The organism is Nocardioides aestuarii (assembly GCF_039527245.1).
Lineage (GTDB): Bacteria > Actinomycetota > Actinomycetes > Propionibacteriales > Nocardioidaceae > Nocardioides > Nocardioides aestuarii.
In genome coordinates this window covers 2,497,238-2,509,270 of the sequence record NZ_BAAAJT010000002.1, presented here as the reverse complement: position 1 = coordinate 2,509,270, position 12,033 = coordinate 2,497,238, and the positions used below count along the sequence as shown (strand labels likewise).

13 protein-coding genes and 1 tRNA gene are annotated in these 12,033 nt (G+C 70.2%); 3 read left to right on the top strand and 11 right to left on the bottom strand.

The annotated features are described in order from the left end of the window. Positions 1 to 4 precede the first annotated feature (4 nt). The 5 genes from ABD091_RS12700 to rplJ form a co-directional block, all read right to left on the bottom strand. Positions 5 to 832 (bottom strand): MlaE family ABC transporter permease, encoded by an 828-nt coding sequence (locus ABD091_RS12700; protein ID WP_343918940.1) that lies wholly within the window; start codon positions 830 to 832, stop codon positions 5 to 7. Positions 833 to 836: 4 nt separating this feature from the next. Next, positions 837 to 1,622: an MlaE family ABC transporter permease gene (locus ABD091_RS12695; RefSeq protein WP_343918938.1), complete on the bottom strand. Its 786-nt coding sequence runs from the start codon at positions 1,620 to 1,622 to the stop codon at positions 837 to 839. A 1-nt stretch (position 1,623) separates the two neighbouring features. Further along, on the bottom strand, positions 1,624 to 2,577 hold the full coding sequence (locus tag ABD091_RS12690) for an ABC transporter ATP-binding protein (protein ID WP_343918936.1): 954 nt from the start codon (positions 2,575 to 2,577) through the stop codon (positions 1,624 to 1,626). Between the two features lie 250 nt (positions 2,578 to 2,827). After that, the gene (gene rplL, locus ABD091_RS12685) at positions 2,828 to 3,223 is read right to left on the bottom strand and encodes a 50S ribosomal protein L7/L12 (protein WP_343918934.1); all 396 of its coding nucleotides are present in this window, start codon (positions 3,221 to 3,223) and stop codon (positions 2,828 to 2,830) included. A gap of 51 nt (positions 3,224 to 3,274) precedes the next feature. Beyond that, complete coding sequence (gene rplJ / locus ABD091_RS12680; RefSeq protein WP_343918932.1) at positions 3,275 to 3,907, bottom strand: 50S ribosomal protein L10; 633 nt, start codon at positions 3,905 to 3,907, stop codon at positions 3,275 to 3,277. Positions 3,908 to 4,157: 250 nt separating this feature from the next. On the opposite strand from rplJ, the gene ABD091_RS12675 reads away from it, so the two are divergent. Next, on the top strand, positions 4,158 to 5,156 hold the full coding sequence (locus ABD091_RS12675; protein WP_343918930.1) for a DnaB-like helicase C-terminal domain-containing protein: 999 nt from the start codon (positions 4,158 to 4,160) through the stop codon (positions 5,154 to 5,156). 54 nt (positions 5,157 to 5,210) lie between these two features. On the opposite strand, the gene rplA is transcribed toward ABD091_RS12675, so the two are convergent. From rplA to ABD091_RS12650, 5 genes are all read right to left on the bottom strand, one after another. After that, positions 5,211 to 5,933, bottom strand: a complete 723-nt coding sequence (gene rplA / locus ABD091_RS12670; RefSeq protein WP_343918928.1) for a 50S ribosomal protein L1 — start codon at positions 5,931 to 5,933, stop codon at positions 5,211 to 5,213. Positions 5,934 to 6,011: 78 nt separating this feature from the next. Next, on the bottom strand, positions 6,012 to 6,440 hold the full coding sequence (gene rplK, locus ABD091_RS12665; protein ID WP_343918926.1) for a 50S ribosomal protein L11: 429 nt from the start codon (positions 6,438 to 6,440) through the stop codon (positions 6,012 to 6,014). A 121-nt stretch (positions 6,441 to 6,561) separates the two neighbouring features. After that, positions 6,562 to 7,407 (bottom strand): transcription termination/antitermination protein NusG, encoded by an 846-nt coding sequence (gene nusG, locus ABD091_RS12660; RefSeq protein ID WP_343920942.1) that lies wholly within the window; start codon positions 7,405 to 7,407, stop codon positions 6,562 to 6,564. Positions 7,408 to 7,442: 35 nt separating this feature from the next. After that, positions 7,443 to 7,679: a preprotein translocase subunit SecE gene (secE, locus tag ABD091_RS12655; protein WP_343918924.1), complete on the bottom strand. Its 237-nt coding sequence runs from the start codon at positions 7,677 to 7,679 to the stop codon at positions 7,443 to 7,445. 33 nt (positions 7,680 to 7,712) lie between these two features. Continuing rightward, positions 7,713 to 7,785 (bottom strand) — tRNA-Trp (locus ABD091_RS12650). A 133-nt stretch (positions 7,786 to 7,918) separates the two neighbouring features. Between ABD091_RS12650 and ABD091_RS12645 the strand changes: the two genes are divergently transcribed. Next, positions 7,919 to 9,205: an aspartate aminotransferase type Ic gene (locus ABD091_RS12645; protein ID WP_343918922.1), complete on the top strand. Its 1,287-nt coding sequence runs from the start codon at positions 7,919 to 7,921 to the stop codon at positions 9,203 to 9,205. 125 nt (positions 9,206 to 9,330) lie between these two features. Beyond that, on the top strand, positions 9,331 to 10,323 hold the full coding sequence (locus ABD091_RS12640) for an adenosine deaminase (RefSeq protein ID WP_343918920.1): 993 nt from the start codon (positions 9,331 to 9,333) through the stop codon (positions 10,321 to 10,323). Between the two features lies 1 nt (position 10,324). On the opposite strand, the gene ABD091_RS12635 is transcribed toward ABD091_RS12640, so the two are convergent. Next, positions 10,325 to 12,001 (bottom strand): MFS transporter, encoded by a 1,677-nt coding sequence (locus tag ABD091_RS12635; protein WP_343918918.1) that lies wholly within the window; start codon positions 11,999 to 12,001, stop codon positions 10,325 to 10,327. Positions 12,002 to 12,033: the final 32 nt, after the last annotated feature.

Sequence of the window (12,033 nt, the reverse complement as noted above, 5' to 3'; positions counted from 1 at the left end):
CAGATCACCCCGCCAGCCTGACGGTGGTCGACGCGCCCCAGATCGCCATCGACAGGAACAGGTCGATGACGTTGACCGCGACGATGCTCGTGCGGACCGCTCGGCCCACGGCCACGCCCACGCCGGCCGGGCCGCCCGACGCGTTGTAGCCGTGGTAGCAGTGGATGAGGATCACGGTGACGGCGAACACGAGCACCTTGCCGAAGGACCACAACACGTCTTCCGGTGGGAGGAACTGGTCGAAGTAGTGGTCGTAGGTGCCGGTCGACTGTCCGTAGAACTGGGTGACCACCAGCCTGCTGGCGACGTAGGAGGAGACCAGCCCGACCACGTAGAGCGGGATGATGGCGATCAGGCCACCGACCACGCGGGTGGCGACCAGGAACGGCATCGAGGGGATCGCCATGACCTCGAGCGCGTCGACCTCCTCGGAGATCCGCATCGCGCCGAGCTGGGCGGTGAAGCCACAGCCGACGGTCGCGGCCAGCGCGATCCCGGCCACCAGGGGCGCGATCTCGCGGGTGTTGAAGTAGGCCGAGACGAATCCGGAGAACGCCGCCGTGCCGAGCTGGTTGAGCGCGGCGTAGCCGGACAGACCGACCTGGGCGCCGGTGAAGAAGGTCATGCCGAGGATGACGCCCACGGTGCCGCCGATGACGGCGAGCGCACCGCGGCCGAGGGTGACCTCGGCGAGGATCCGGACGATCTCCTTGGGGTAGCGCGTGACCGACCGGGGGGTCGCACGGATCACGCCGAGGTAGAAGGAGAGCTGTCCACCGAGCGTGTCGAGGGAGTCGAGGGGCCGTCGTGCGGCCGTGCGGAGGTTGGCCATCACGTCATCCCGTCTTCGGGGGCACGACCTGGAGGTAGATCGCGCTGAGGACGAAGTTGACGACGAACAGCAGCAGGAAGGTGATGACGACCGACTCGTTGACGGCGTCACCGACGCCCTTCGGGCCTCCCCCGGCGTTCATGCCCTTGTAGGACGCCACGACCGCGGCGATCAGGCCGAAGATCAGCGCCTTGATCAGGCCGATCACCAGGTCGGGGATCTGGGCGAGCGCGGTGAAGCTCGCGAGGTAGGCGCCGGGCGTGCCGTCCTGGAGCACCACGTTGAAGAAGTAGCCGCCGGCGACGCCGACGAAGCTGACCATGCCGTTGAGGAAGAACGCGACGAGCATGCAGGCGAGCACCCGCGGCACGACGAGCCGCTGGATGGGATCGATGCCGAGCACCATCATCGCGTCGAGCTCTTCACGGATCTTGCGGGCGCCGAGGTCGGCCGCGATCGCGGAGCCGCCGGCGCCGGCGATCAGGAGCGCGGTGCCGATGGGGGCGGCCTGCTGGACCACGGCGAGGACCGAGGCGGAGCCGGTGAACGACTGGGCCCCGAACTGCTTGATCAGGCCACCGACCTGGAGCGCGATCACCGCACCGAACGGGATGGCGACCAGCGCCGTCGGGATGATCGTGACGGACGCGATGAACCAGGCCTGCTGGATGAACTCGCGCAGCTGGAACGGGCGCCGGAACAGGCCTCGCCCGACGTCGAGGGCGAAGGCGAACAGGTTGCCGGCAGCGGCGACGGGCGCGAGCGCCCGCGAAGCGGTCAGGGACGCCACGTCACGCCCCGGTCGCCATCGACATGTTCTCCTCGAAGGAGCCCGGCGGCGGGGTCACGCCGTTCTCCTTGCACCACTCGCCCGGCGGACGCTGGCTGCGCCGGGCGATGCCGTTGGAGGGGTCGAGCTGGAGCGGGATGGGCGGCAGGGGCGGCAGCTCCTGGTCCTTCTCGGCCTCGAGCTCGTCGGCGTCCTTCTCCTCGGACATGCCGATCGGACCGACCCGCTGGGCATTGAGGAACTGGCGGACGACGGGCTCCTCGGAGCTCAGCAGCATCTCGCGCGGCCCGAACATGGCGAGGTGCTTGTGGTAGAGCAGGCCGATGTTGTCAGGCACCGTGCGGGCGGTGTTGATGTCGTGGGTGACGATGAGGAACGTCGCGTCGATCTGGGCGTTGAGGTCGACGATCAGCTGGTTGAGGAACGACGTGCGCACCGGGTCGAGACCCGAGTCGGGCTCGTCGAACAGCACGATCTCGGGGTCGAGGACCAGCGCCCGGGCCAGGCCCGCGCGCTTGCGCATGCCACCGGAGATCTCGCCGGGGAGCTTGTCCTCGGCGCCGATCAGGCCGACGAGGTCCATCTTCTCCATGACGATGGAGTGGACCTCCGACTCCGACTTCTTGGTGTGCTCGCGCAGCGGGAACGCGACGTTGTCGTAGAGGTTCATCGAGCCGAACATCGCGCCGTCCTGGAACAGCACGCCGAAGAGCTTGCGGATCTCGTAGAGCTCGCGCTCGGAGCAGGAGGCGATGTCGGTGCCCTCGATGACGATCGAGCCCTTGTCGGGCTTGAGCAGCCCGATGAGGGTCTTCAGGAACACCGACTTGCCGGTGCCCGACGGGCCCAGCATCACGCAGATCTCACCGGCGGGGACGGTCAACGTCACGTCGCCCCAGATGAGCTGCTTGCCGAACGACTTGGACAGGTCGTCGACCTTGATCTCCACGCCCATGAGCCCAGACCCCCTCCATCCCGATTCGTCCGGTTGCCTGCACGTCCGAGCACGCACGGCATCCCGGCTCGCGCGCCACTCGCCAGTAACAACGCGGAACGTTCCGCGAGGTTACGCACATTTCTTGACGACCGTCACACTTTCAGCAGGCGCGCCGCGAGGCACCTGCGGGGGCCCCGGAAATGCAGGACGGGGCGGACACCCGCAGGTGTCCGCCCCGTCCCGGGGTCGTGCCGTGGCTGCTAGAGCGTCACTTGAGGGTGACGGTGGCGCCGGCGCCCTCGAGGGCCTCCTTGGCCTTCTCGGCGGCCTCCTTGGTGGCGTTCTCCAGGATCGTCTTGGGGGCGGCCTCGACGAGGTCCTTGGCCTCCTTCAGGCCGAGGGACGTGAGCGCGCGCACCTCCTTGATGACGTTGATCTTCTTGTCGCCAGCGGCCTCGAGGACGACCTCGAACTCGTCCTTCTCCTCGGCAGCGGCACCGGCGTCGCCGCCGGCAGCGCCGGCGCCCGGGGCGGCGGCCACGGCGACCGGGGCGGCCGCGGTGACGCCGAAGGTGTCCTCGAACTGCTTCACGAACTCGCTCAGCTCAATGAGGGTCATCTCCTTGAACGCGTCGAGCAGCTCGTCGGTGGTGAGCTTCGCCATGATGGCTTCCTTCCTTGTTACGTGTGACAGGTGGTGGTCCGGCGCCCGGTGTCAGGCGTCGGTGGGCTGCTCGTCGGCAGCCTCGGCCTCGGTCGCCTCGTCGGCGGCCGGGGCCTCCTCGGCAGCGTCAGCGACCGGCGTACCGGCACCACCTGCCAGGATCGAGGGGTCCTCCTGGGCCTTGGCCTCGAGGGAACCGGCGAGCCGGGCCACCTGCGAGATCGGGGCGTTGAGGAGGTAGACGGCCTGGCTGAGCGACGCGAGCATCGCGCCGGCCAGCTTGCCCATGAGCACCTCGCGGGACTCGAGGTCGGCCAGCTTGGCGATCTCGGTCGGGTCGAGCTGCTTGCCGTCCAGGACGCCACCCTTGATGACCAGGGTGGGGTTCGCCTTGGCAAAGTCACGCAGACCCTTCGCGGCCTCGACCGCGTCGCCGTTGATGAAGGCGATCGCGGTGGGACCGTTGAGGAGGTCGTCGAAGCCGTCGATCCCCGCCTCGGTGGCGGCGATCTTGGCCAGCGTGTTCTTGACCACGGCGTAGCTCGCGTTCTCACCGAGCGAGCGACGCAGCTCCTGGAGCTGCTTCACGGTGAGGCCGCGGTACTCGGTCAGCACCGCGCCCGAAGCCTCGTTGAACGACTCAACGATCTCCGCGACGGCGGCCTGCTTGTCTGCCCGCGCCATGGGTCTCCTTCCGGAATGGAGAGACCTCCGGGCCCGGAGACGACGAACGCCCCGAGCACAGGCTCAGGGCGTGGGATGTCCGCGAGGCGGATCCTGCTCTGTCTCCTGCGCTGGCCGTCCGCGTCAGCGGAACCTTCGATCCTGTGAGGGATCACCGGCGGTCTCTGGTTACGACCACGCACTCTAGGCCGATCGGGTCATCCCGGCCAAATCACCGGCGGCCCGCCCACGACGATGGGACGATCCTCCCATGGACGACCCGCTGCTCAACCCCCTCGGTGAGGTGCTCGAGCGCGTCGACGCGCGCCTGCTCTCCCCCGAGGAGGACGCGCGGATCTGGCCGACCGGGTTCCCGCTGCTCGACGACGCCCTCGGCGGAGGCCTGCGCGCCGGCGGCCTCAACCTGCTGGCCGGCGCCCAGGGTGAGGGCAAGACCACCTTCGCGCTGCAGATCGCCCGGGGTGTCGCCCGCGTCGGTCGCCCGGTCCTCTTCTTCTCCTTCGAGCTCGAGGCCGAGGTGCTCCTCCAGAAGGTCATCTCCGCCGAGGCGGCCGACCTCGGGTTCGAGGACGGCGTCACCGTCTACCAGGTCCGCGCGGCGTTCGAGGGCACCGACGACACGGACGGCGGACTGCCCGAGCGGCTGCGTCGCTACACCGGCGGCCTCGACGCGCTCGAGAAGGTCGCGTCCTACGCCCAGAAGATGCTGATCCACCGCTCCACCACCACCCAGACGAACCTCGGCGTGATCGCCACCGCCGTGAAGGACGTCATCACCGAGTTCGGCGAACCGCCACTGATCGTCATCGACTACCTGCAGAAGGTGCGCCCCCTGGAGGCGATGAACGAGGAGGAGTCGGTCACGGCCGTCACCGAGGGGCTCAAGGACATCGCGATCGAGTACGAGTGCCCGGTGCTCGCCCTCTCGGCCTCCGACCGCGCGGGCCTCGAGCCGGGCCAGCGGATGCGGGCACGCAACATGAAGGGCTCCACGGCGCTGGCCTACGAGGCCGACGTGGTGATCGTGCTCGCCAACAAGGCCGACATCGTCGCCCGCCACCACCTGATGTACGCCGGCGACAACGGCGAGCACTTCAGGAACTACTCCGTGATGACCCTGGAGAAGAACCGCTCGGGCCGCGCCGGCGCCGAGCTCGAGTTCCGCAAGGACTTCGGCCGCGGCCGCTTCGAGCCCGACGGCGCCGTGGTCAGCGAGAAGCTCGTCGACGAGCGGGTCTTCACCGAATGACCGTGGCCCGGCCCCCCGCGGGGAGACCGGGCCACGATGCGCCGTACGGCTGCGTCACTCGGCGGGAGCGGCGTCCTCACCGGCGACGTTCTTGGTGCGGTTGGGGTCGACCTGGACACCGGGGCCCATGGTCGTGGAGACCGTCACCTTCTTGATGTAGCGACCCTTGGAGCTGGCCGGCTTGAGCCGCAGCACCTCCTCGAGGGCGGCGGCGTAGTTCTCCGCCAGCTGGGCCTCGGCGAACGAGGCCTTGCCGATGATGAAGTGCAGGTTGGCGTGGCGGTCGACGCGGAACTCGATCTTGCCGCCCTTGATGTCCGAGACGGCCTTGGCCGGGTCGGGCGTCACGGTGCCGGTCTTCGGGTTCGGCATCAGGCCGCGGGGGCCGAGCACACGGCCGAGGCGGCCGACCTTGCCCATCATGTCGGGGGTCGCGACGACGGCGTCGAAGTCGAGCCAGCCGCCGGCGACCTTCTCGATCAGCTCGTCGCCACCGACGACGTCGGCGCCGGCCTCACGGGCGGCGTCGGCCTTGTCGGCGTTCGCGAACACGAGGACCTTCGCGGTCTTGCCGGTGCCGTGGGGCAGGTTGACGGTGCCGCGCACCATCTGGTCGGCCTTGCGGGGGTCGACGCCGAGGCGCATGACGACGTCGACGGTCTCGTCGAACTTCTTCTTGCTGCCGTTCTTGGCGATCTTGATGGCGGCCAGCGGCGAGTAGATCTCGTTCTTGTCGAACAGCTCGCTCGCGGCGCGGTAGGTCTTGCTGCGCTGCATGTCGGATCTCGTTTCTGAAGAGTGGTCAGCGGGCCAGCGCGGCCCTGCCACGGAAGGGTGGGTGGGTCTCGACCTGGATCAGTCGGTGGTGACGCCCATGGAGCGGGCGGTGCCCTCGACGATCTTCATGGCGGCCTCGATGTCGTTGGCGTTGAGGTCGGGAAGCTTCGTCGTGGCGATCTCGCGCACCTGGTCCTTGGTCAGCTTGCCGACCTTCTCCTTGTGCGGGACACCCGAACCCTTCTGGAGACCGGCAGCCTTCTTGATCAGCTCGGCGGCCGGCGGGGTCTTGGTGATGAAGTCGAACGAGCGGTCCTCGTAGATGGTGATCTCGACGGGGATCACGTTGCCGCGCATCGACTCGGTCTGCGCGTTGTAGGCCTTGCAGAAGTCCATGATGTTCACGCCGTGGGGACCGAGGGCGGTACCCACCGGCGGAGCCGGAGTCGCTGCGCCAGCCTGCAGCTGCACCTTGACGAGCGCAGCAATCTTCTTCTTGGGAGGCATTGCCTTCTTCTTTCTCTCTCGTGGTCATGACGGGGGCATCCCCTGCCACTGGTGTTGCAGCCGTCCATTCTGGACGGCGGGGGCACGATCCGGAAATCGTGCCGGCTTCGTCAGCCCGCGCTCAGACCTTCTGCACCTGCGAGAAGCTGAGCTCGACCGGGGTCTCCCGGCCGAAGATCTCGACGAGCGCCTTGACCCGCTGGGCCTCGGCGTTGATCTCGGTGATCGTCGCGTGGAGCGTGGCGAACGGGCCGTCGACGACCATGACCGAGTCGGAGACCGCGAAGTCGGCGACCTCGATCGGGCGCTTCTGGGTGGTCGTGGTGGTGCCGGAGGTCTCGCCCTCCCCGGACGCGGCGGCCGCCTCGGCCTCCGCCTCGGCGAAGGTGGGGGCCAGCCAGTTCTCGACCTCGGCCATGCTCAGCGGCACGGGCTGGTGGGCGTGGCCCACGAAGCCCGTGACCGAGGGGGTGTGGCGGACCGCGGCCCACGACTCGTCGGTGAGGTCCATGCGAACCAGGACGTAGCCGGCGAAGCGGGTCCGGTTGACCATCTTGCGCTGGCCGTTCTTGATCTCCGCGACGTCCTCGGTGGGGACCACGACCTCGTGGATGTAGTCCTCCATGTTGAGGGAGATGATGCGGTTCTCGAGGTTGGACTTCACCCGCTTCTCCATGCCGGAGTAGGTGTGGACGACGTACCAGTCGCCGGGCTTGGCCCAGAGCTCGCGGCGGAAGGCCTCGAGCGGGTCGTCGTCAGCGGGCTCCTCGACCTCGCCGGCCTCGTCGGCAGCCTCGTCGGGTGCGTCCGTGGACTCCTCGACGACCTCGTCGGCGGGGCTCTCCTCGGGGGCGGTCTCGCCACCCTCGGCGACCATCTCGTCGGCCATCTCGTCGGCCATCTCGTCGGTCTGGTCCGATGCGACGATGTTCTCGTCGTGCTGCTCCGACACCTGCTGCTCCGTCATGTCGTCGTGGGTGGGGGCGTCCTGCTCGTCACTCACTACGCGTTGCCGCCGGTGAAGATCTCGAAGACCAGCTTGCCGAAGCCGAGGTCGAGCAGGGACACGAGCGTCATGAAGAAGGCGACGAAGACCAGGGTCACGATGAAGTAGGTGACCAGCTGCTCCTGCGTCGGCCAGACGACCTTCCGCAGCTCGGCCACGACCTGCCGGTAGAACGTGACCGGGCTGGTCCGCTGCTCCGTGCTCTCGCGGCGATCAGCGCGGCTGTCCGTCATCGCCTTCCTCTTCTCACTCGGTGTGGGATCTTGCAGGGCACGAGGGACTTGAACCCCCAACCTTCGGTTTTGGAGACCGATGCTCTGCCAGTTGAGCTAGTGCCCTACGGCGCTTCCAGCACGTCCTGCGGGCAGGCCGAAGCATCTGGGGAAACGCCAGAACCGAACAGTACCCGGCGGACGAAGCCTGAGTCGAACCGGCACTTCATCGACCGGGGAGGGGATGCGAGCATGGGCCCGTGGCCGACCAGACGACCTCCCTGCCGGACCTGCCCGCCGACGACCTCGCCGCCTTCCGCGAGCAGCAGCAGGCGGCGTACGACGCGCTGCTCGGGCGCGGCCTGTCCCTCGACCTGACCCGGGGCAAGCCCTCGACCGAGCAGCTCGACCTGTCGGACGGGCTGCTCTCGCTCCCGACGTCGGTCAAGGACGGAGACGGCGTCGACGTCCGCAACTACGGCGGGCTGAACGGGATCCGGGAGATCCGGGAGATGTTCGGCGAGCTGCTCGGGATCGAGCCCGGCCAGGTCGTCGCCGGCGGTTCCTCGAGCCTGGTCATGATGCGCGAGACCCTCGTCGACCTGTGGCTCCACGGTGCCGTCGACTCCGAGCGGCCGTGGTCGGCCGAGGAGAAGGTCACCTTCATCTGCCCGGTGCCCGGCTACGACCGCCACTTCACCCTGCTGAGCTGGCTCGGCATCGACACCGTCACGGTGCCCATGACCGACGACGGCCCCGACGTCGAGGCCGTCGCCCGCCTGGCAGCGAGCGACCCCACCATCAAGGGCATGTGGCTGGTCCCGACCTATGCCAACCCCACCGGCCAGGTGACGACCCAGGAGGTCGCGGCTCGCCTGGTGTCCATGCCCACCGCGGCGCCGGACTTCAAGATCTTCTGGGACAACGCCTACGCGCTCCACCACCTCACCGCCGAGGAGACCAAGAGCGCGGACGTCCTCTCGCTCGCGGCCGCGTCGGGCAACCCCCACCGGCCGATCGTCTTCGCCTCGACCTCCAAGATCACCTACGCCGGCGCCGGGGTCGCCTTCCTCGCCGGCTCGCCCGAGACGGTGGCCTGGTGGACCGGCCACCTCGGCAAGGGCTCGATCGGCCCCGACAAGCTCAACCAGCTGCGGCACGTGCAGTTCTTCGGCTCCCCCGACGGGGTGCGCGACCACATGCGCCAGCACCGCGAGGTGATCGCGCCGAAGTTCGCGGCGGTCCTCGAGGTCCTCCAGGAACGCCTCGGCGGCACCGGCGTGGCGACCTGGACCGACCCGCGAGGCGGCTACTTCGTCAGCCTCGACGTGCTGCCGGGCACCGCCTCCCGCGTGATCGAGCTCGCGAAGGGCGCCGGGGTCGCGCTGACCCCGGCCGGGTCGGCCTTCCCCGGCAGCCACGACCCCGACGACACCAACATCCGGCTCGCCCCGACCTTCCCGGTCCTCGCCGAGGTCCGCGAGGCCATGGAGGCCGTCGCCACCTGCGTCCTGCTCGCCGCCGCCGAGAAGCTGGCCGGCAACTGACCAGTGATGGCGCGCCCGCCGCAACCACAACGAGCGCGAAGCGCGGGGGAACGGTGGTGAGCGCAGGGCGAGGGCAGCTTGCTGCCCTGCCCAAGGCTCACCTTCATCTTCACTTCACCGGGTCGATGCGCCACGCGACCCTGCTCGAGCTCGCCGAGCGCGACGGCATCCACCTGCCCGAGTCGCTGGTCAGCGAGTGGCCGCCGCCGCTGTCGGCGGCCGACGAGAAGGGCTGGTTCCGGTTCCAGCGGCTCTACGACGTCGCGCGGAGCGTGCTGCGCACCGAGGGCGACGTCCGCCGGCTGGTGCGGGAGGCCGCCGAGGACGACGTCGCCGACGGCGGGCGCTGGCTGGAGATCCAGGTCGACCCGTCGGGCTACGCGGCCCGGTTCGGCGGCATCACCGCCTTCACCGACCTCGTCCTCGACGCCGTCGACCAGACCGCGCGCGACACCGGGCTCGGCATGGCGGTCGTGATCGCCGCCAACCGCACCCGCCACCCCCTCGACGCGCGCACGCTCGCCCGGCTGGCCGCGCAGTACGCCGGGCACGGGGTCGTCGGCTTCGGGCTGTCCAACGACGAGCGCCGGGGCACGACGGCCGACTTCGGCCCGGCCTTCGCGATCGCCGAGCGGGCCGGGCTGCTGCTGGTCCCGCACGGTGGCGAGCTGCGCGGGCCCGACCACGTCCGCACCTGCCTCGACCACCTCCACCCCGGACGACTCGGCCACGGCGTGCGCACCGCGGAGGACCCGCGGCTGCTCGAGGAGGTCGTCACGCGGGGCATCGCGCTCGAGGTGTGCCCGGTCTCCAACGTGGCGCTGGGGGTCTACAGCGACCTCACCTCGGTGCCGCTCCCCCAGCTCGTCGAGGCCGGCGCCATCGTCGCCCTCGGCGCCGACGACCCGCTGCTGTTCGGGTCGCGGCTCGCGGCGCAGTACGCCACGATGCGTGCCGCCCACGACCTGACCGACGCCCAGCTGGCCGAGCTCGCCCGGATGTCGTTCCGGGCCTCGCGGGCACCCTCCGACGTCGTCGACCGCGCGCTGGCCGACATCGACGCCTGGCTCACGGCTCCGGGCCAGCGCGACGAGGACCGCGGAGCGCCCCGGTCGTGACTCAGGGCAGGGGGTCCGTGCCGGGGGCCCACCTGTCCAGCAGCAGGTCCACGCCCGCGGTGGCCTCACGACCGGCCGGGGTGAACCCCAGGACGACGGGGAGGAAGTGCTCACCGTCGAGGGCACGCAGGCGGAGCTCGGTCCGCGCACGCACGGTGGCCGTGCGGGGGCTCCGGCGGAGCAGCGCGATCTCCCCGAACCCCTCGCCCGGCCCGAGCGAGGTCACGATCCGCCCGTCACCGAGGACCTCGGCCTCGCCCGACTCGATGACGAAGTAGACGTCGCCCACCTCGCCCTGGGCGAAGACCTCCTGACCTTCCGGCACCGCGACCGGCCGGAGCCCGCGCGCGAGCTGCTCGATCGAGGGCAGGGGCAGCACCCGCAGCATGGGGACCTGCTGCAGGAGCGTCACCGCCCGGTCGCGCACGCCGACGGCGTGGTCGAGCCTGCGAAGGCGCGGGAGTGCGACCGCAGCCAGCACGGGACACACCAGCCCCACGCACACGAGCGCGGCCCGCGGCCCCCAGACCTCCACGATGCCGGAGGCCAGCACCGCACCGAGCCCGACGAAGACGGCCACGGTGCTCTCGAGCACGCCGAACACCCTGGCCAGGACCTCCTCGGGGGCCAACCTCCCGAGCAACGTGAACGCCGCGACGTCGATGAGGGCGTTGCCCACCCCGATGAACGCCAGCACCACGAGGGCCAGGGCCTCCTGGGGCACCAGGCCCACCACGACCAGCGGCAGGCCCCAGAGCGCGATCCCCAGGGCGAACCAGGCACACAGCCTGGCCGTGCCCACGAGCAGCGACGCGAACAGCGATCCCACCACTGCCCCGACCCCCACGGCAGTCATCAGCGCTCCGGCTCCGGGCTCCCCGGTCGCGAGCAGCTCGATCGCGACCACGACCGACAGCACCGTCAGCGCGCCCTTGGTGAGGGCCTGCGCGGCGGCGAGCACCATCACGAGGGTGAGGTCGCGGCTGGACGACACCACCTGCAGCCCCTGGACCGCCTCGGCGAGCAGCTGTGGTCGCTGGTGGGCGGCCGGACGTGGTGGTGCGTCGTAGCGAAGACCCACCAGGATCGCGGCAGACGCGAAGGAGGCCACGGCGGCGACGGTGAAGACGACCGACACATCGGTCAGGCCGAGCAGCACCGCCGCCAGCAGCGGACCGACGAGCGTGGCCACCGAGTCGAGCATGCCGCGGACGACGTTCGCGCTCGCCAGCTCGTGACCCGTCCGGCACAGCGAGGGCAGCAGCGCCGAGTGCGCGGGTCGGAAGAGCGTCGCTGCGACGGTCGAGAGCACGGCGAGGGTGTAGACCACCACCGCGGGCCCCTGCCACGCCGCCGCGAGGGCGGCGCCGGCGGTGGCGAGCCCGCGCAGCATCGACACCAGGACGAGGACCCGCTCGCGACGGCCCCGATCGGCCAGCGGGGTGAGCAAGGGGGCCAGGAGGGCCGAGGGGAGCATCCGGAGGAGCCCGACCAGCCCGACGGCAGCCGCGCCGCCCTCCCGGTAGGCGACGATCCCGAGAGCGACGGTGAAGGCGTACTCGGCGGTCCAGGCGCCGAGGAAGCTGAGCTGGGCGCGACGCAGCTGCGGATTGCGCGCGTTGCTCGCGAACGCCCCGCCCGCATCGACCAGCCGAGCCTGGAGGTCGGTTACCCCCATGGCCGGGACTCTAGGTCCCGGCCCCTGCGTGC

What these genes read in the sequence shown, in the direction of transcription:
- ABD091_RS12700 (WP_343918940.1), bottom strand. Translation starts at nt 832, where the DNA reads ATGGCCAACCTCCGCACGGCCGCACGACGGCCCCTCGACTCCCTCGAC.
- ABD091_RS12690 (WP_343918936.1), bottom strand. Translation starts at nt 2,577, where the DNA reads ATGGGCGTGGAGATCAAGGTCGACGACCTGTCCAAGTCGTTCGGCAAG.
- rplL (WP_343918934.1), bottom strand. Translation starts at nt 3,223, where the DNA reads ATGGCGAAGCTCACCACCGACGAGCTGCTCGACGCGTTCAAGGAGATG.
- rplJ (WP_343918932.1), bottom strand. Translation starts at nt 3,907, where the DNA reads ATGGCGCGGGCAGACAAGCAGGCCGCCGTCGCGGAGATCGTTGAGTCG.
- ABD091_RS12675 (WP_343918930.1), top strand. Translation starts at nt 4,158, where the DNA reads ATGGACGACCCGCTGCTCAACCCCCTCGGTGAGGTGCTCGAGCGCGTC.
- rplA (WP_343918928.1), bottom strand. Translation starts at nt 5,933, where the DNA reads ATGCAGCGCAGCAAGACCTACCGCGCCGCGAGCGAGCTGTTCGACAAG.
- rplK (WP_343918926.1), bottom strand. Translation starts at nt 6,440, where the DNA reads ATGCCTCCCAAGAAGAAGATTGCTGCGCTCGTCAAGGTGCAGCTGCAG.
- nusG (WP_343920942.1), bottom strand. Translation starts at nt 7,407, where the DNA reads ATGACGGAGCAGCAGGTGTCGGAGCAGCACGACGAGAACATCGTCGCA.
- secE (WP_343918924.1), bottom strand. Translation starts at nt 7,679, where the DNA reads ATGACGGACAGCCGCGCTGATCGCCGCGAGAGCACGGAGCAGCGGACC.
- ABD091_RS12640 (WP_343918920.1), top strand. Translation starts at nt 9,331, where the DNA reads ATGCGCCACGCGACCCTGCTCGAGCTCGCCGAGCGCGACGGCATCCAC.
- ABD091_RS12635 (WP_343918918.1), bottom strand. Translation starts at nt 12,001, where the DNA reads ATGGGGGTAACCGACCTCCAGGCTCGGCTGGTCGATGCGGGCGGGGCG.